The organism is Nocardioides sp. (assembly GCF_036374615.1).
Lineage (GTDB): Bacteria > Actinomycetota > Actinomycetes > Propionibacteriales > Nocardioidaceae > Nocardioides.
On the sequence record NZ_DASUTK010000223.1, the window covers coordinates 27,244 to 44,042 of the forward strand.

Genomic DNA, 16,799 nt, shown 5'->3' on the forward strand with positions numbered 1-16,799 from the left:
TCCTCGGCGACCCGTCGGACGGTCAAACCCGGCTCAGCCGAAGTCGGCGGGGTCGACCGCGAGCCAGACGTGCTCGGCGACGGCGACGATCCTGCCGTCGGCGTCGTAGAGCGACGAGGCCGTGAACGTCTTCCGGCCGTCGGCGCCGCGGGCGCCGCCCATGACGACGTGAGGCTCGTCGATCACCGGCAGCGTGTCGACCCGGGCGGTCATCCGACCCAGCACCATCAGCCGCTCGCTGAGGTCGCCCGCCCAGCCGCCGATGCAGTCCAGCGCCGCCCAGGTGACGGCGACCGAGGCCCGGCGCGCCTCGTCGGCGTACTCGTGCCAGTCCTCCGCCACCGACGGGTGTGGCGTCCAGGGCGCGGCGACCCTGGTGCGGCCGTCGTGGTCGTCGTCCACCCGGCCGGGAAAGATCCGCAGGCCGTCCCCCTCCTCGCGGCCGGTGCCGCAGGCGAAGCAGGTCGGGAAGGGGTGGCTGGTCAGTCCGGGGTACCTCGCCGCGGCCTCCGCCGCCACGTCGTGGGGCACCGGCTCGACCGCCCCCAGCTCGTCGGCCAGCACCTCGGCCTCCGCGACGGCGCCGCCCTCGGTCGTGGCGATGCCGTCGACGACCGGCATCGGCACGTCGAGCGGCGGCGGTCGGCGCAGCGTCACCCGCACCGTCGGCCACGCTGCGGCGTGGTTGTCCGGGCAGTCGTGATCGAGCAGTGCTGCCAACGCCCCGGCCGTCCAGCCGCCGTTGCCCGAGGACGGCGGACCGCAGAACCGGCCGGGCACCAGCAGCTCGTTCATGACCGGATCCTCTCCCATCGGGCCAGTGCCTCGCGACGTTCCTCGGCATGGTCGACGATCGGGTCGACCGGTTCGTGCGGGTCGGCGACGTCGGCGAGCTCGGGCACCCAGCGCCGTACGTACGCGCCGTCCGGGTCGAACTTCCGGCCCTGGCTCACCGGGTTGAAGACGCGGAAGTACGGCGCCGCGTCGGTGCCGCAGCCGGCGGTCCACTGCCAGCTGTGCTGGTTCGAGGCGAGGTCGCCGTCGACGAGGTGTTGCATGAAGTGGCGCGCTCCGTGCTGCCACTCGACGTGCAGGTCCTTGACGAGGAAGCTCGCCACGATCATCCGCACCCGGTTGTGCATCCAGCCGGTCTGCTGCAGCTGCCGCATCCCGGCGTCCACGATCGGGAAGCCGGTGCGACCACGCCGCCAGCGGTCGAGCTGGTCACCCGGCTCGTCGTACGCCATCGCGGCGTACTCACCCCGCAGGTACTCACGGGCGGTCTCTGGCCGGTGGTGCAGCACGTCGGCGTAGAACTCGCGCCACGCCAGCTCCGTGCGATACGTCGCGGCGCCGCGCGACCGGCGACGTGCGAGGTCCGCGAGCATCGTCCGCGGATGGATCTCGCCCCACTTCAGGTGGACGCTCATCTGCGATGTGCCGGCGACGCCGGGCTTGTCGCGATCGTCCTGGTAGCGGTCGATCCGCTCGTCCAGGAACGTCCGCCACCGGCGCACCGCCGCCGCCTCGCCTGCCTGAGGCAGCGACAGGGCGTCGGGCCGTTCGCGGTCGGGGACCTCGGCGGTCTCCTGGAGCGTCAGGTAGGTGACGCGGTTCGGGGCATCGATGGGTGGGCGCCAGCCGTGGTCGGTCCATGCCCGGCTGAACGGCGTGAAGACGGCGTACGGCGCCCCGTCGGCCTTCGTCACTCGCCCCGGCGCGACCGCGTACGGCGAGCCGGTGCGGACCAGCTCGATGCCGTGCTCGGCCAGCGCCTGTTCCACCGCCCGGTCGCGCGCCGACCCGTACGGCCCGAAGTCGGCCGCGACGTGGACGCGCGTCGCGCCGACCTCCCGGGCGGCGAGCACCACCCGTCGTACCGGGTCGCCTCGCACCACCTGCAGCCCGCCGGTGTTGCGCGGACCGTCACGCAGCGCGCCGTCAAGTGCTCGCAACGAGTCGCCCAGGTAGAGCTTCCGGGGCAGGCCCGACGGGCCCCATAGCGCCGGGTCGAGCACGAAGAGCGGCAGCACCTCACCGTCGGCGGCGGCGTCGACCAGGGCGGGGTTGTCGGCGAGCCGCAGATCGCGCCGGAACCACATCACCGCCGTCATGCGCTCCCACTCTGCCACCCCACCCGGCCATGGGGGAGAATGGCCACGTGAGCGACCTGATCGACACCACGGAGATGTACCTCCGCACCATCTACGAGCTGGTGGAGGAGGGCATCACGCCGCTGCGGGCCCGGATCGCTGAGCGCCTGCACCAGAGCGGCCCGACGGTGTCCCAGACCGTCGCCCGGATGGAGCGCGACGGCTTGCTCACGGTCCAGGGCGACCGGCACCTCGAGCTGACCGACGAGGGCCAGCGGCTCGCGACCCGGGTCATGCGCAAGCACCGGCTCGCCGAACGGCTGCTGGTCGACGTGATCGGGCTCGACTGGGAGCTCGTCCACGCCGAGGCGTGCCGCTGGGAGCACGTGATGTCGGAGACCGTCGAGCGCCGGCTGATCGAGCTGCTCGACCACCCGACCGAGTCGCCGTACGGCAACCCGATCCCCGGCCTCAACGAGCTCGGTGACACGCGCGAGGGTGAGGAGTTCATGGACGGCGTCACCCCGCTGTCGGAGATCGCCCTCACGGAGGAGGCGCGGGTCCACGTCCGCCGGATCTCCGAGGAGATGCAGAAGGACGAGGTGCTGATGGGCGCGCTGCGCCGGGTCGGCGCCGTCCCCGACAAGACCGTCACGGTCGCCCGCACCGAGGAGGGCGTGCTGGTCGGCAGCGGTGGCGAGACGGCCGAGATCGTGCCCGAGGCGGCCGAGCACATCTTCGTGCGGGTCCTCTAGCCGGGCTCCCTGCGCCGCGCTACGCGACGAGTGCCGTCAGGAACTCGCTGCACCCGGCCTCGACGCGGTACGTCGCCAGCTCGTCGCCCCGCGTCGCTCCCCGGTTCGCGATGACGACCGGCGTCCCCGACCGAGCGGCGCGCTTCACGAACCGCAGCCCGCTCATCACCGTCAGCGACGACCCCACGACGACCAGCGCGCCCTCGGCCGCGACCAGCCCGTCGACCGCGGCGTAGCAGCGGGCCACCCGGTCGGCCGGCACGTTCTCGCCGAAGAACACGACGTCTGGCTTGAGCACGCCACCACACTGCGCGCAGTCGGGCACCACGAAGCGGGCGGTGTCGCGCAGGTCCACGTCGCCATCCGGACGCAGCGAGAGGTCGGCGTGCTCCTCGGCCCAGCCGGGGTTCGCGGCAGCCAGTCGCTGCTCGAGCCTCTGGCGGGAGCAGGTGGCACGACACGACAGGCAGACGACGTCGGAGATCCTCCCGTGCAGCGCGACCAGGCGGCGCGAGCCGGCCGCCTCGTGCAGTCCGTCGACGTTCTGGGTGATCAGCAGCTCCGGGTCGAGTCCCGCGAGCGCCCGGTGACCCTCGTTGGGGGTGGCCGCCGAGAACCGACCGAAGCCGACGTGCACCCGTGCCCAGTACCGCTGCCGGGCCTCGGGGCCGGAGACGAACTGCTGGTAGGTCATCGGGCTGCGTCGTACCGACCCGGGGCCGCGGTAGTCCGGGATCCCGGAGTCGGTCGACAGCCCGGCCCCGGTCAGCACCACCAGCGGCCGGTCGCGCAGGAACGCCAGCGCCGCGTCGAGGCCGGTGTCGGCCGACAGCAGCGTCATCCGGCGTACCGGGCGGCGGACCTGGCCCGCCGCTTCTCCGCCTCGACCTCCCGGTTCTTCGGCGGTGCGGTCGTGACGAGGTCGTCCAGCAGGTGCCGGGTGGTGTGGGCGATCTCGGCCACGGCGTGGTCGAAGGCGGCCTGGTTGGCCTGCGAGGGCTTCGTCATGCCGCTCACCTTGCGGACGAACTGCAGCGCGGCGGCTGCCACCTCGTCGTTCGTGGCCGGCGGCTCGAAGTTGTTCAGCGGTCGGATGTTGCGGCACATGACGTCGAGCGTACTTCGTGGTGGCGACGCTGGTCGTGCTCGTTTCGGCCGTGACGATTGGGCAGAAACGGCATGCTGGCTCGGCGTGTCGCCGCCGTTTGTGTCCAAACGGCGACCCTGCACCCTCACACCTCGAAGAAGGACACGTCCTCGCCGGTCGTGAGCACGACCCGCCCGTCGGGCAGCGGGACCAGCCGGACGTCGTCGACGTCGGTCCCGTACTCCACCTCGACCATCCGGTTCGTCAGCGAGCCGCCGTCGACGGCCAGCACCGACACCCAGCCGGTCCGGCCCTCCCAGCCCTGGGACACGACCGTGAGCGCCGTCCGCGCGTCGGGAAGCCACGTGAACTGACGCGGATCGGCGGCCGCGGCGGCGACCGAGCCACTCCGGTAGGAGACGACGTCCGTGCGTCGAGGGTCGGTCAGGTCGGAGACGTCGAACACGGCGGCCTGCGCGCCGCGCAGCATGCCGCTCAGCGTCGCGTCCTGCCCCAAGCCGATCAGTCGGTCGCCGGAGATCGGGTGCAGGTACTCGGAGAAGCCGGGGATCTTCAGCTCGCCGAGCAGCTCCGGTCGCTCGGGAACGGTCAGGTCGATCGCGTACAGCGGGTCGACCTGTCGGAACGTCACGACGATCGCGAGCGAGTCGAACCACCGGACCGACTTGATGTCCTCGCCCACGCCGAGCTTGTCGACGCGGCCGACCTCCTCGAGGTCGGAGCCGTCCTCCCGCAGCAGCACGACGCTGTTGAAGTTGCCGGTCTCCTGGCTCGGACCGACCGCGACCCGCAGCACACCGTCGTGCTCGTCCATCGCCCAGCGGTCCTGGATCACGCCGTCGACCACGCCGGAGGCGACGTACGTCGCGTCGGTGCCGTCGAGCTCGAACCCGTAGATCCGACTGCGGCCGTCGTCCGCCGTCCCGGCGACCGGCATGCCGTCCCAGCAGCAGCCCCACGTCGACCAGGCGCTGGTGGCGAGGTACATCCGCGTGGGCGAGAAATAGGCCAGCCGCGTGTCGGTCGCCACGCCGAGCAGGTCGGCGTCACCGGGGTCGTCGGCGTCGAAACCCACCACGGCCATGGTCCCGAGTGCCGCATCGGCGGACTCGGGCACGGTCACCTCTGCGCAGTCCAGCAATGACTGCGTGCCGGTCGGCTCGCCGTCGGCGTCGTACGTCGTGACGGTGGGCAGCCAGTCATCGATCGTCGACTCTCGCACCACGTCCTGGTTGCGCTCGGTCGCTTCCTCGGCGTCGCGCCAGAAGCGCGGTTGGACGAAGTCGAGGTCGGGCAGACCGCCGTTGAGGACCAGCCGGACGTCGTCGTCGTGCTGCACCGCGCGGACCAGGTCAGCGTCGTAGCCGCGGTCGTCGACCCGCCTCGGCTCGGCCGGGTCCGAGACGTCGTACGTGATGACCCTGGTGTCGCCGGAGACGTCGCTGCGCTCGACCGTGCCGGTGACGATGAGCGAGTCACCGGCCAGCAGCAGCTCCGCGCTCTCGACCTCCCCGGGCAGGTCGAACCGGGCCAGCTCGAGCGGCTCGGACCCGGTCACGTCGTAGAGCACGACGTCGTCCTCCAGCACGCGCACGAGCAGCTCGCCGTCAGTCTTCACGACGTCCGGCTCGTCCACTCCGACCTCCTGCACGTTCGTGCCGGTCGCACTGCTGCCCTGCTCGACGACCCGACCTTCGCCGGACGTCGGCGCCGGCTCTGCGTCCCCGGACCCGGCGGAGTCCTCGTTCGCCACGACCCCCCCGTCCTCGGCGAGGTAGTAGACCGGCGAGTCCCACCCGTACGGCCCGACCCGCTCGACGCCCCGGTCGATGTACGAGTCGAGCAGCGCGTCGCAGCTGCCCGGCACGCGGAGGTCGGCGTTGGCCAACCGGATCGGCAGGTCCACCGGTCCCGGTGTGGGCGGTCCGGGCGGCGTGGCCGTCGTACCCCCTGCGATCGCCATGCCGGCGACGAACGATGTTCCCAGCGCGGCCACAGCGGCCACGGCCAGTCCTGCGCGTCCTGATCTCGTCATGGCGATGGGACGACGTTGGTCGCGCGCCGGTTCCCTGCAACGATGGGCTGATGCCGACCCGTGACCTCGACGTCGTCCTGTTCGGAGCCACCGGGTTCACCGGGGCCCTCACCGCTGAGTACCTCGCGCAGCACGCGCCCGCGGGTCTCCGCTGGGCCCTGGCCGGACGCAACCCCGAGAAACTCGCCGCTGTGCGCGACCGGCTGGTCGCGATCGACCCCGGGCTCGAGGACCTCGAGCTCCTGACCGCGGACGCCGCCGACCGGGAGGCGCTGGCTGCAGTGGCGTCGCGCACCCGGGTCGTCGCGACCACCGTGGGGCCGTACCTCACGTTCGGCGAACCGCTGGTCGCGGCCTGCGCGGCTGCCGGCACGGGGTACGTCGACCTCGCCGGCGAGTCGGAGTTCGTCAACCGGATGTACGTCGCCCACCACGAGACCGCTGTCCGCACCGGCGCCAGGATCGTGCACGCATGCGGCTTCGACTCGATCCCGTACGACCTCGGCGCCTACTTCACCGTGCACCACTTGCCGTCCGACCGGCCGATCACGCTGCGCGGCGTGGTCCGGGCCGGCGGGATGGTGTCTGGCGGCACGTTCCACTCGGCCCTGACGGCGCTGTCGCGGCATCGACAGATGCGTGAGGCGGCCGCGGAGCGCCGGGAGCTGGAGGCCCGACCCGTCGGACGGTCGTCGCGGGCCGTCCGGAGCAAGCCGCGGCGCGACGCGGAGCTCGGCTACTGGCTGTTGCCGCTCCCGACCATCGACCCGCTGATCGTCGCCCGGAGCGGCAAGGCGCTGCCGGCGTACGGCCCGGAGTTCCGCTACGCGCACTTCGCCGGCACCACGTCGCTGCGGTACGCCGTGGGTGGCGTCGCAACGGTGGCGGCTCTCGGCGCCGCGGCCCAGGTGAAGCCGCTCCGCGACCTGCTGCTCGGCCGGATCCGACCCGGTGAGGGTCCGGACGACTCACGACGTGAGAAGTCGTGGTTCACGGTGGACTTCGTCGGCGATGCCGGCGACGTGCGGATCCACACCCGCGTCAGCGGCGGCGACCCCGGCTACGGCGAGACCGCGAAGATGCTCGCCGAGTCAGCGCTGTGCCTGGCCCTCGACGACAACCCCGACGTCGCCGGCCAGCTCACGACCGCCCAGGCGATGGGCGACCAGCTGCTCGCGCGTCTCCAGAAGGCCGGCATCCGCTTCGAGATCGTGGCCTGAGGCAAAATCTGGGCCCGAATCGTGGTCGGCTGTTGCGGCAGTCGCGGCCTCTGGCACAGACTGATGATGGCGGCAGCCACCTCTCCAGGGGTGGGGCCGTGAACGGGGAGGATTCTCACAAGTGCGGGCGTTGGGCTACGCCCGCACGGCCAACCGAGCCCCCGCTTCGCGCGCCGGCCGACGTGGCGGTGGACCCGAGTCGGGGGGCTAGGGTCCACCGCCCCATACGACCCCTGACCCCCGCGGCGTGTGCCCCACAGTGCGCTGGGGCGCACTCTCAGGCACACGAGGCGGCGGGGGAACGGCAGGGGAACGGCAGGGGGAGCGCCCCAGGCAGGAGTCGAACCTGCGACCTTTCGCTTAGGAGGCGGCTGCTCTATCCGCTGAGCTACTGGGGCTGACGACCGCACATCCTCCCACGCCGAGCGGCCGAGACCCGAGCGGGCGGAGGCTCGCCGGTTTGTCTCACGCCGCGCGAGCCGCGATTATTGGGAGTTCACATTCACGCAAGCACTCTTCTCCGGCAGAACCTGAGGTACCGCCCCGATGACCGAGCCTGTCGAGCCGCCCGAGGCTCTCGGCGACTCGACGACCGGCAACGGCTCGAACGGGCCCAAGCGCCGGGCCAGGGCCCGCCGCACGACCGCCGTGGGGCGGGTGGTCCTGATCTCGACGGTGGTGCTCGCGCTCGTGACCGGGCTGGGCATCGTCTACTTCTACCGACACCTCAACGGCAATCTCACGGTGATCGAGATCGCCGGCCAGCTGGAGAACCGCCCGGACAAGGAAGACGTCCAGGGGCCGCAGGAGCCGCTGAACATCCTCGTCATGGGCTCCGACGATCGCGACCAGGCCGGCAACAACATCGACAACCTCACGGGCACGGGTGAGCGGTCGGACACCACCATCCTCTTCCACCTCTCCGCCGACCGGGAGCGCGCGTACGGCGTCAGCATCCCGCGGGACTCGATCGTCGACCGGCCGCAGTGCAAGACAGCCGACGGCTCCCACACCGAGCCGGCGACCGACGTGATGTGGAACGAGGCGTTCAACCTCGCCGGGCCTACGTGCACGGTCCAGCAGTTCGAGACCCTGACCGGCGTCTACATCGACCACATCGTGGTCGTCGACTTCGCCGGCTTCGAGGACATGGTCGATGCCATCGACGGCGTCCCGGTCTGCATCCCCGAGGACATCGTCGACCCGGCGCACGGCATCAACATCCCGGCGGGGACCCGCGAGATCGAGGGGCGGGAGGCGCTCAACTACGTCCGCGCCCGCTACACGCTCGGTGACGGCTCCGACATCAGCCGGATCAAGCGCCAGCAGGCGTTCATCGCCGCCATGGCCAAGAAGGTCATCTCGAAGGACACGCTCGCGCGGGTGGACCGACTGGTCGGGTTCCTGAACGCCGCGACCGAGTCCCTCACCGTCGACGAAGACCTGGAGAACGTCGTCAAGATCGCCAAGATCGGCGTCAGCTTCCAGGACATCGGGCTCGACAACATCCAGTTCCTGACCGTCCCCAACGCCTACTACTCCGAGGACTCGGGATTCTGGGGTCGCGTCTTCTGGGAGGACTCGGCGAAGCAGCTCTGGAAGCAGATCGCCAACGACGAGCCGCTCGCGAAGCGGTTCACCGGGGACGCGATCAGCGCCGGCAGCGTGCCGGGCCAGGGCAAGCAGAAGAACAAGAAGCCGAAGACGCCGGAGCAGATCGCCGCCGCGGCCGAGCGCGCCGAGCAGGACGGACTCTGCGCGTGACCACGCCTCCCGAGCAGGACCGTCCGGAGACCGCGGCCGAGCGCCGGGCGCGACTAGCGCGGGTCTTCGGCGACGTCCTGCCCGAGACCACGCAGGACGAGCGCGACCCCGGCGTACGCCGAGACGACGACTCGGATCCCGGCGACGAGTGGCTCAGGTCGCAGGTGCCGCCTCACCACGGGGGCTGACTCCCGACGGCGAGACGAGGACCGTCGGTCAGACGGTCCGGTTGGCCAGCAGGTCCCGGATCTCCTGCAGCAGGACTACGTCGTCTGGAGTGCCTTCCTCGCCCTTCGGGAAGTACTTCTCCTGCGCCTTCGTGTAGGGCATCACGATCAGGAAGTAGACGACCGCCGCGATCACGATGAACGAGATCAGCGCCGTCAAGAAGGCCCCGACGGAGATGCCCTCGGGCGTCCAGTTCGAGAAGTCGGGCGTGCCGCCCGCCTTGCCGATCAGGTCCATGAGCATGTCGACCGTGGCCAGCACGACTGCCGCGAAGGCGGCCGCCATGACGAAGGCCACTGCCAGTTCGACGAGGTTCCCCTTCATGATGAAGTTCCTGAAACCGGTCATTTGTCCTCCTCGGGCCCCGAGTACGAAGGAGCCGTGGGTCGAGTTGTTCTTGGACACTAGCGGCTGAAGGCGTAGGTGAGGAACAGTCGCGCGGCGGCGTCGGCGACGTCCGCCACCGCTGCCGGGTCGACCGCGAGCACCACCACCGCGCCGGTGACCGGCTCCGACGATCCGTCGTCCGAGCTCTCGGGGACTGCGAGCACCAGCGCGTCGTAGGCGACCACGCGGCTCCCACCTGCCTGCGGGTCGGTGGCGACCAGGTCGATCCGGTCACCGGCTTCGAGCAGGGCGGCACTGCCCGGGTCGGGGAGTCGCACCGGCAGGGCGGTGAGCCCCGGGTGGGCTGCGGCCAGCGAGGCGCCGACGAGCCGGACGTCCGTGACCGGTTCGCCGGACCGCAGCGGCGCCGCCAGGGTCCGGCCGGTGGCGTCGTCGACCACGCCCGAGGGCACGGCGTCGGGTGGCACCTCGAGCACTCGCAGGTCATCGGCGTCGAGCACCGTGCCGGCCGAGAGGTCGCGGGCCGCGGTCGTGATCGCGACCGTCGGCGGCGGTGGCCCCAGCGCGGCCTGCAGCCCCGCGGCGACGGCGCCGGCTGTGAACAGCGCCGCCAGCAGCCGACGCCGGGCGAGCACCCGGCGGCGTACGACGCGACGGACCTGCTGGGCTCGCGCCCGGATCGAGGACATGCCTCGACGGTAGGCAGGTTCAGAACCGCCCGGGCCGGTCCTCCACAGGCAGCGTCAGGACGCTGCCGCGGCCGGGGTGCTCGGGGTCGAGGTCGTCGAGGTTGTCGACGTGTCGGACTTCTTCTTCTCCGGTGAGCCGTTCGACCCGGACTTCTCGGACGCGGACTTCTCCGATCCGGACTTCTCGGACCCCGACGCGCCGGACTTCTCAGGTGCCCGGCTGTCGTTGCGGTAGAAGCCCGACCCCTTGAACACCACGCCGACGGCGTTGAACAGCTTGCGCAGCCGGCCGTGGCACTGCGGGCACTCGGTCAGGGCGTCGTCTGTGAAGCTCTGGAACTGCTCGAAGGCGTGGTCGCACTCCGTGCATGCGTACTGGTAGGTCGGCACTGTCGTTCCTGTGGGTCCTCGGTGGTTCGGCTGGCGCCGTGCAGAGCTGGCACTCCCGCATGGCGACTGCCAATGGTACGGCACAATGTGCAACCCATGACTTCGCCAGAGCCCCACGACGCCGACGCCGACGCCGACGCCGCCGAACCTGGCACCGCGCCCGACGGCTGGCGCTCCACGTTCGGGCTGCTGCCGAAGCCGCTGCGCGTGACGACGTACGTCGTCCTCGGCCTGGTGCTGGCGCTCGTCATCGGCCTCGTCGCGGTGGTCACGCTCGGTCGGCGACCACTGCCCATCACGTCCGGTGAGCTCGACCTCCCGGGCCTGGAGTCCTCGGTCACGGTCGTGCGCGACGCCAACGGCATCCCGCAGCTGTACGGCGACAGCGTGGCCGACCTGATGCGGGCGCAGGGCTTCGTGCACGCCCAGGAGCGGTTCTTCGAGATGGACGTGCGGCGCCACGTCACCTCCGGCCGACTCAGCGAGCTGTTCGGCGAGACGACCGTCGAGACCGACACCTTCATCCGCACGCTCGGCTGGCGGGACGTCGCCGAGCAGGAGGTTGCCCTCCTCGACCCCGACACCCGGGCCGCGTTCGACGCCTACGCCGACGGCGTGAACGCGTACCTCGACCAGCGTTCTCCGACCCAGCTGGGGCTGGAGTACACCGTGCTCCGGGCGACCGGCCTCGACTACGAGCCGGAGCAGTGGACCATGGCCGACTCGCTCGCCTGGCTGAAGGCGATGGCCTGGGACCTCCGCGGCAACATGACCGACGAGATCGAACGGGTGCTGGCGCTGTCGCAGAACGACCCGGAGCGGGTGGCCGAGCTCTACCCGGCGTACGACGGGCAGCGGTTCGCCCCGATCGTCTCCGAGGGCGCGGTGGTGGACGGGGTCTTCGACCAGAAGGCGACCGGCGGCACCCGCTTTCCGCAGCGTCCGTCCTACCTCGCGTCGGAGGCTGCGATCGCAGCGCTGACGCGGGTGCGCGACCGGGCGACCTCGCTCCCGGCGTTCGTGGGCGTCGGAGAAGGAATCGGCAGCAACAGCTGGGTGGTCGACGGTGACCACTCCACCACCGGCGAGCCGATCCTCGCGAACGACCCGCACCTCGGCGTCTCGATGCCGGGCATCTGGATGCAGATGGGGCTCCACTGCCGCACGGTGTCGGCCGACTGCCCGCTCGAGGTCTCGGGGTTCACGTTCTCCGGGATGCCGGGCGTGATCATCGGCCACAACGGAGACATCGCCTGGGGCTTCACCAACCTCTCGCCGGACGTCAGCGACCTCTACCTCGAGAAGGTCGAGGGAGACCAGTGGATGCACGACGGGCGTCGGCGCGACCTGCAGGTCCGCGAGGAGGTGATCCGGGTCCACGGCGGCGAGGACGTCACGATCCGGGTCCGTTCGACGGCCCACGGGCCGTTGGTGTCCGACGCCCTCGACGAGTACGCCGAGGTGGGCGAGCTCGCCCGGCCGGAGCACCCGGGCCGCGAGCCGCGTGAGTACGCCGTCTCCCTGGCGTGGACCGCGTTGCGACCGGCTCCGACGGCGGACGCGATCCTGCAGCTGAACTCGGCTGCGAACTGGGACGAGTTCCGCGACGCGGTTGCGTCGTTCGCCGTCCCCAGCCAGAACCTCGTCTACGCCGACCGGGAGGGCCACATCGGGTACCAGGCGCCGGGCCGGATCCCGATCCGGCAGTCCGGCAACGACGGCTACCTGCCCGCGGAGGGGTGGCGCGCCGATGACGACTGGACCCGCGAGGTGGTGCCGTTCGAGGGCCTGCCGAACGTCCTCGACCCGGAGGAGGGCTTCGTCGTCACCGCCAACCAGCAGGTGATCGGCGGCGACTACCCCTACTTCCTCACCGACGACTGGGACCAGGGCTACCGGGCCCAGCGGATCAGAGACCTGCTGGAGGCGCGGGGTCGGCTGTCGGTCGGCGACATGGCCGAGCTCCAGCTCGACGACCGCAACCCGATGGCGGCGACGCTGGTGCCCTACCTCCTGCGCCAGTCGCTCCCGAGCGGCTACTACAGCACGGGTCAGCGGCTGCTGGCGGAGTGGGACTTCCGCCAGCCGGCCGACAGCGCTGCGGCGGCGTACTACAACGTGGTGTGGCGCCGGCTGCTCGAGCTGACGTTCCACGACGACCTGCCGGAGGCGGCCCGGCCGGCCGGCGGCTCCCGATGGATGCAGGTCGTCGAGAGCCTCCTCGAGGACCCCGCGAACCCGTGGTGGGACGACCGCACCACCGAGGACGACGTCGAGACACGCGACGACGTGCTGCGCACTGCGCTGCTGGAGGCCCGCGACGACCTGACCCGCCTGGAGGGCCGCAACCCCGAGACCTGGGACTGGGGGCACCTCCACCAGCTCGACCTGGAGCACGCCACGCTCGGCACGTCGGGGGTGGCGCCCGTCGAGTGGCTCTTCAACCGCGGCGACTGGAAGGTCGGCGGCGGGAACGCCATCGTGAACGCGACGTCCTGGGACTCGCGCGAGGGGTACGTCGTGACCGCAGCCCCGTCGATGCGGATGGTCGTGAGCCTGGCGGACCTCGACCAGTCCCGCTGGATCAGCCTGACCGGCGTCTCCGGGCACCCGTTCTCCGACCACTACACCGACCAGACCGACCTCTGGGTGGAGGGCGAGATGCTGCCCTGGCCGTTCTCGAGCCAGGCCGTCGACGAGTCCGCCGAGGACACGCTCACCCTGAACCCAGCGCCCGCAGGGGGGTAGTCCCCGACTCTGTGGCTGCGGATCCGGTCGTTCGGCAGCCGAAGCGTCGGGGACTACCGCAAGAGGCGGACGCCGGACGGGGTGGCTGCGGCGAGCACCGGCCGGTCGTGCGGTTCGACCGGTACGTCGCGACCGACCTCGCCGTCGTAGAGCATCACGCAGGTGAAGGTGCCGACCGGTACCCGGCCGAGCGCGCGGTCGTAGCAGCCGCCGCCGCGCCCCAGCCGGTGGCCCCGGTCGGACACGGCGAGGCCGGGCACGAGCACCGCGTCGGCGGTCGCCACCGCGTCCGTGCCCAGGCGCCTGCCGGTCGGCTCGAGCAGGCCGTAGCTCGAGGAGGCCAGCGAGGCGTCACCCTCGTAGGCCGCCCAGTCCAGGTCGAGGTCGGGCAGCACCACCGGCAGGAGCACCCGCTTGCCGGCGGCCGCGAGGCCCTCGATCAGCCGGGCCGTCCCGGGTTCGCGGCCGATCGAGACGTACGCCGTCACGGTGGCGGCCCGCCGTACCTCCTCGTGCTGCAGGAGGACGTCGGCCAGCTGCGCGCCGTGCACGCCCAGGTCTGCGAGTGGCAACCCCCGCCGGGCAGCGAGCACCTGGTCGCGCAGCGCCGTCTTCGCGGCCCGGGTCGCGTCGCGGGGTGATGGGGACAGAACCATGCCACCAGCCTACGATCGTCGACATGGGTAGTTCAGGCTTGAACCGTGCGCGCGAGAAGATGGCCGCCGCCGGGGTCGACGAGGTCGCCATCGAGACGTTCGCCCACTACTACCGGCTTCTCGAGCACGGCGAGACCGGGCTGATCCCCGAGTCGTCGATCGAGCCGCTGACGATGGAGTCCCTGGCCGACGTCGAGGTGAGCGACGACGACGCGGCCGCGGCGATCGGCAAGACCGCGGTGATCAAGCTCAACGGCGGGCTCGCCACCTCGATGGGCATGGATCGCGCCAAGTCACTGCTGTGCGTCCGGCGCGGGCTGTCGTTCCTCGACATCATCGCCCGGCAGGTGCTCCACCAGCGGCAGCGGTACGGCGTCGACCTGCCGCTGATCTTCATGAACAGCTTCCGCACCAGCCGCGACACCCTGGCGGCGCTGGCGCGGTACGGGGACCTCCCCGTGGAGGGCCTGCCGCTGGAGTTCCTGCAGAACAAGGAACCCAAGCTGCTGGTGAAGGACCTGTCGCCGGTGTCGTACCCGAAGGACCCCGACCTCGAGTGGTGCCCGCCCGGGCACGGCGACCTGTACACCGCGCTGCGCGGGACCGGACTGCTCGACAAGCTGATGGCCGCCGGCTACCAGTACGTCTTCGTCTCGAACTCCGACAACCTCGGCGCGACCCCGGACGCCCGCGTCGCCGGCTGGTTCGCGCGCAGCGGTGCGCCGTTCGCGATCGAGGCGGTCCGGCGTACTCCGTCGGACCGCAAGGGCGGGCACTTCGCGCGCCGCCGGCTCGACGGCCGGATCGTGCTGCGCGAGACCGCGCAGACGCCCCAGGAGGACCGGGAGGCGCTGGCCGACCTGTCGCGCCACAAGTACTGCTCCACCAACAACCTGTGGTTCGACCTGGCCGCGATGAAGCAGGCGCTCGACGTGAGGGGCGGCATCCTGGGCCTGCCGCTGATCCGCAACGTCAAGCCGGTCGACCCGGCAGACCCGAGCTCGCCCCAGGTGATCCAGATCGAGACCGCGATGGGCTCGGCGATCGAGGTCTTCGAGGATGCGCGCACGATCGAGGTGGGCCGCGACCGGTTCGTGCCGGTCAAGACGACCAACGACCTGCTCGTGCTGCGGTCCGACGTCTACGAGATCCGCGACGACTTCGTGCTCGACCAGAACGGCGACCGGATCCCGTACGTCGATCTCGACGACACCCACTACCGACTGGTCGGCGAGTTCGACAAGCGGTTCCCCGAGGGCGCGCCGTCCTTGCGGGAGGCGACCAGGCTCACGGTCGAGGGCGACTGGACGTTCGGCCGCGACGTGCGGGTGGTCGGTGAGGTCGAGCTCGAGGCCTCGTCGGCGAAGCGCGTCGACTCCGGCACCGTGCTCGGTGGCGGGCGTGCGGATGCCTGAGCCGATCTCGGTCGACGAGCACCTCACGCGGATCCTCGACTCGATCGAGCCGCTGCCTGACTTCCCGCAGCCGCTCATGGAGACGATGGGTCTCGCCGCTGCCGAGAACGTCGTGTCGTCCATCGCGCTGCCCTCCTTCGACAACTCCGCGATGGACGGGTACGCCGTGCGAGCGGCCGACGTGGCCACCGCGAGTGCGGACGCGCCGGTCCACCTGCCGGTCGTCGGCGAGATCGGGGCCGGCCAGGCCCGGCTGCTCGCGCTCTCACCCGGCACCGCAGCGAAGATCATGACCGGGGCGCCGGTCCCCGAGGGAGCCGACGCCGTGGTCCCCTACGAGTGGACCGACCGCGGGGTCGCGCAGGTGCGGATCACGCAGGCGGCCGACGTCGGCGCCCACGTCCGGCGGGCCGGCGAGGACGTCAGCGAGGGCGACCTACTCGTCGAGGCCGGCACCATCCTCGGACCTCGTCACCTCGGTCTCCTCGCCAGCGTCGGGCGGGCGACCGTCCGGTCGCGGCCCCGGCCGCGGGTGGTCGTGCTGTCGACCGGCTCGGAGCTCCGCGAGCCCGGCACCGCGCTGGGCCCTGACTCCATCTACGACGGCAACTCGTGGCTGCTGGCCGCCTCCGCGCGCCGTGCCGGCGCCATCGCCTACCGGGTCGGGATCGTCCCCGACGAGCCCCGCGCCTTCCTCGACGCGCTCAACGACCAGCTGGTGCGGGCCGACCTGGTCGTCACCAGCGGCGGGGTCAGCCAGGGCGACTTCGACGTCGTCAAAGAGGCGTTGTCGCCACTCGGCACCGTGTGGTTCGGCCCGGTCGCGATGCAGCCGGGCAAGCCGCAGGGCTTCGGCGTCGTCGGTGAGGACCGGGTGCCGATCTTCACGTTGCCGGGCAACCCGGTCTCGTCGTACATCTCGTTCGAGATGTTCGTGCAACCCGCGCTGCGCAAGCTGATGGGGAAGGCGCCGTACTCGCGTCCCGCCACCCGCGCCCGGCTCACCCACGGCCTCTCCTCGCCGGCCGGGCGGCGGCAGTTCCTGCGCGGCTCGTTCGAGCGTGGCCGCGGCGGGCCCACGGTCTCGCCCGTGGGCGGACCGGGCTCGCACCTGATCGGCGGGCTGGCCGACTCCAACGCGTTGATCGTCGTCCCCGAGGACACCACGAGCCTGCCGGCAGGTGAGATGGTTCAGGTACTCGCGCTCGACGAGGAGTTCTAGAGATGACCGAACGCGCCGACCGGCTGACGCACGTCGACGAGTCCGGTGCAGCCAGGATGGTCGACGTGTCCGGCAAGGACCTCACCGACCGGCAGGCGGTGGCGACCGGCCGGGTGCTGGTCGCCCCC

The 16,799-nt window shown here is 71.5% G+C and carries 16 protein-coding genes and 1 tRNA gene; 7 read left to right on the forward strand and 10 right to left on the reverse strand.

The features are described from left to right. Positions 1 to 33: 33 nt before the first annotated feature. Both VFZ39_RS17225 and VFZ39_RS17230 read right to left on the reverse strand, forming a co-directional pair. Entirely contained in the window at positions 34 to 795 is a 762-nt protein-coding gene (locus VFZ39_RS17225) for a hypothetical protein (protein ID WP_330867021.1), read from the reverse strand. Beyond that, the gene (locus VFZ39_RS17230) at positions 792 to 2,114 is read right to left on the reverse strand and encodes a deoxyribodipyrimidine photo-lyase (RefSeq protein ID WP_330867022.1); all 1,323 of its coding nucleotides are present in this window, start codon (positions 2,112 to 2,114) and stop codon (positions 792 to 794) included. Before VFZ39_RS17230 ends, VFZ39_RS17225 begins: the two co-directional genes overlap by 4 nt. A gap of 47 nt (positions 2,115 to 2,161) precedes the next feature. Here VFZ39_RS17230 and VFZ39_RS17235 point away from each other — a divergent pair, with 47 nt between their 5' ends. After that, positions 2,162 to 2,848, forward strand: coding sequence for a metal-dependent transcriptional regulator (locus tag VFZ39_RS17235; protein WP_330867023.1), 687 nt, complete (start codon positions 2,162 to 2,164; stop codon positions 2,846 to 2,848). A gap of 19 nt (positions 2,849 to 2,867) precedes the next feature. Here VFZ39_RS17235 and VFZ39_RS17240 read toward each other — a convergent pair whose 3' ends face one another. From VFZ39_RS17240 to VFZ39_RS17250, 3 genes are all read right to left on the reverse strand, one after another. Further along, positions 2,868 to 3,689 carry a Sir2 family NAD-dependent protein deacetylase gene (locus tag VFZ39_RS17240; protein WP_330867024.1) on the reverse strand — a complete coding sequence of 274 codons (822 nt, stop codon included), beginning with the start codon at positions 3,687 to 3,689 and terminating at the stop codon, positions 2,868 to 2,870. Then, positions 3,686 to 3,955: a DUF2277 domain-containing protein gene (locus tag VFZ39_RS17245; RefSeq protein WP_330867025.1), complete on the reverse strand. Its 270-nt coding sequence runs from the start codon at positions 3,953 to 3,955 to the stop codon at positions 3,686 to 3,688. Before VFZ39_RS17245 ends, VFZ39_RS17240 begins: the two co-directional genes overlap by 4 nt. A 125-nt stretch (positions 3,956 to 4,080) precedes the next feature. Then, positions 4,081 to 5,991, reverse strand: a complete 1,911-nt coding sequence (locus tag VFZ39_RS17250; protein ID WP_330867026.1) for a beta-propeller domain-containing protein — start codon at positions 5,989 to 5,991, stop codon at positions 4,081 to 4,083. Between the two features lie 50 nt (positions 5,992 to 6,041). Between VFZ39_RS17250 and VFZ39_RS17255 the strand changes: the two genes are divergently transcribed. Beyond that, positions 6,042 to 7,211 carry a saccharopine dehydrogenase family protein gene (locus VFZ39_RS17255; RefSeq protein WP_330867027.1) on the forward strand — a complete coding sequence of 390 codons (1,170 nt, stop codon included), beginning with the start codon at positions 6,042 to 6,044 and terminating at the stop codon, positions 7,209 to 7,211. A gap of 325 nt (positions 7,212 to 7,536) precedes the next feature. Here VFZ39_RS17255 and VFZ39_RS17260 read toward each other — a convergent pair. After that, positions 7,537 to 7,609, reverse strand: a tRNA-Arg gene (locus tag VFZ39_RS17260). A gap of 148 nt (positions 7,610 to 7,757) precedes the next feature. Here VFZ39_RS17260 and VFZ39_RS17265 point away from each other — a divergent pair. Both VFZ39_RS17265 and VFZ39_RS17270 read left to right on the forward strand, forming a co-directional pair. Beyond that, a complete protein-coding gene (locus VFZ39_RS17265; RefSeq protein ID WP_330867028.1) occupies positions 7,758 to 8,975 on the forward strand; it encodes an LCP family protein in 1,218 nt (405 codons plus the stop codon). After that, positions 8,972 to 9,163 carry a hypothetical protein gene (locus VFZ39_RS17270; RefSeq protein ID WP_330867029.1) on the forward strand — a complete coding sequence of 64 codons (192 nt, stop codon included), beginning with the start codon at positions 8,972 to 8,974 and terminating at the stop codon, positions 9,161 to 9,163. The genes VFZ39_RS17265 and VFZ39_RS17270 overlap by 4 nt, the downstream gene beginning before the upstream one ends. 28 nt (positions 9,164 to 9,191) lie before the next feature. Here the strand turns inward: VFZ39_RS17270 and VFZ39_RS17275 are convergent, their stop codons facing one another. Genes VFZ39_RS17275 through VFZ39_RS17285 form a run of 3 tightly spaced genes read right to left on the reverse strand, consistent with a single transcriptional unit; the run spans position 9,192 to position 10,630 of the window. Continuing rightward, positions 9,192 to 9,551 carry an MscL family protein gene (locus VFZ39_RS17275; RefSeq protein WP_330867030.1) on the reverse strand — a complete coding sequence of 120 codons (360 nt, stop codon included), beginning with the start codon at positions 9,549 to 9,551 and terminating at the stop codon, positions 9,192 to 9,194. Between the two features lie 56 nt (positions 9,552 to 9,607). Next, a complete protein-coding gene (locus tag VFZ39_RS17280) occupies positions 9,608 to 10,240 on the reverse strand; it encodes an SAF domain-containing protein (RefSeq protein WP_330867031.1) in 633 nt (210 codons plus the stop codon). Positions 10,241 to 10,294: 54 nt separating this feature from the next. Beyond that, a complete protein-coding gene (locus VFZ39_RS17285; protein WP_330867032.1) occupies positions 10,295 to 10,630 on the reverse strand; it encodes an FmdB family zinc ribbon protein in 336 nt (111 codons plus the stop codon). A 96-nt stretch (positions 10,631 to 10,726) separates the two neighbouring features. Between VFZ39_RS17285 and VFZ39_RS17290 the strand changes: the two genes are divergently transcribed. Further along, positions 10,727 to 13,378, forward strand: coding sequence for a penicillin acylase family protein (locus tag VFZ39_RS17290; protein ID WP_330867033.1), 2,652 nt, complete (start codon positions 10,727 to 10,729; stop codon positions 13,376 to 13,378). 53 nt (positions 13,379 to 13,431) lie between these two features. On the opposite strand, the gene VFZ39_RS17295 is transcribed toward VFZ39_RS17290, so the two are convergent. Next, complete coding sequence (locus VFZ39_RS17295; protein ID WP_330867034.1) at positions 13,432 to 14,034, reverse strand: 5-formyltetrahydrofolate cyclo-ligase; 603 nt, start codon at positions 14,032 to 14,034, stop codon at positions 13,432 to 13,434. Between the two features lie 23 nt (positions 14,035 to 14,057). On the opposite strand from VFZ39_RS17295, the gene VFZ39_RS17300 reads away from it, so the two are divergent. Together VFZ39_RS17300 and glp are read left to right on the forward strand one after the other, a co-directional pair. Next, positions 14,058 to 15,449 (forward strand): UTP--glucose-1-phosphate uridylyltransferase, encoded by a 1,392-nt coding sequence (locus tag VFZ39_RS17300; RefSeq protein ID WP_330867035.1) that lies wholly within the window; start codon positions 14,058 to 14,060, stop codon positions 15,447 to 15,449. After that, positions 15,442 to 16,671, forward strand: a complete 1,230-nt coding sequence (glp, locus tag VFZ39_RS17305) for a gephyrin-like molybdotransferase Glp (protein ID WP_330867036.1) — start codon at positions 15,442 to 15,444, stop codon at positions 16,669 to 16,671. The genes VFZ39_RS17300 and glp overlap by 8 nt, the downstream gene beginning before the upstream one ends. The last annotated feature ends 128 nt before the right edge of the window (positions 16,672 to 16,799 follow it).

Bases quoted from the DNA above. Each gene is read 5' to 3' on its own strand.
- VFZ39_RS17225 (WP_330867021.1), bottom strand. From the start codon at position 795: ATGAACGAGCTGCTGGTGCCCGGCCGGTTCTGCGGTCCGCCGTCCTCG.
- VFZ39_RS17230 (WP_330867022.1), bottom strand. From the start codon at position 2,114: ATGACGGCGGTGATGTGGTTCCGGCGCGATCTGCGGCTCGCCGACAAC.
- VFZ39_RS17240 (WP_330867024.1), bottom strand. From the start codon at position 3,689: ATGACGCTGCTGTCGGCCGACACCGGCCTCGACGCGGCGCTGGCGTTC.
- VFZ39_RS17245 (WP_330867025.1), bottom strand. From the start codon at position 3,955: ATGTGCCGCAACATCCGACCGCTGAACAACTTCGAGCCGCCGGCCACG.
- VFZ39_RS17250 (WP_330867026.1), bottom strand. From the start codon at position 5,991: ATGACGAGATCAGGACGCGCAGGACTGGCCGTGGCCGCTGTGGCCGCG.
- VFZ39_RS17255 (WP_330867027.1), top strand. From the start codon at position 6,042: ATGCCGACCCGTGACCTCGACGTCGTCCTGTTCGGAGCCACCGGGTTC.
- VFZ39_RS17265 (WP_330867028.1), top strand. From the start codon at position 7,758: ATGACCGAGCCTGTCGAGCCGCCCGAGGCTCTCGGCGACTCGACGACC.
- VFZ39_RS17275 (WP_330867030.1), bottom strand. From the start codon at position 9,551: ATGACCGGTTTCAGGAACTTCATCATGAAGGGGAACCTCGTCGAACTG.
- VFZ39_RS17280 (WP_330867031.1), bottom strand. From the start codon at position 10,240: ATGTCCTCGATCCGGGCGCGAGCCCAGCAGGTCCGTCGCGTCGTACGC.
- VFZ39_RS17290 (WP_330867033.1), top strand. From the start codon at position 10,727: ATGACTTCGCCAGAGCCCCACGACGCCGACGCCGACGCCGACGCCGCC.
- VFZ39_RS17295 (WP_330867034.1), bottom strand. From the start codon at position 14,034: ATGGTTCTGTCCCCATCACCCCGCGACGCGACCCGGGCCGCGAAGACG.
- VFZ39_RS17300 (WP_330867035.1), top strand. From the start codon at position 14,058: ATGGGTAGTTCAGGCTTGAACCGTGCGCGCGAGAAGATGGCCGCCGCC.
- glp (WP_330867036.1), top strand. From the start codon at position 15,442: ATGCCTGAGCCGATCTCGGTCGACGAGCACCTCACGCGGATCCTCGAC.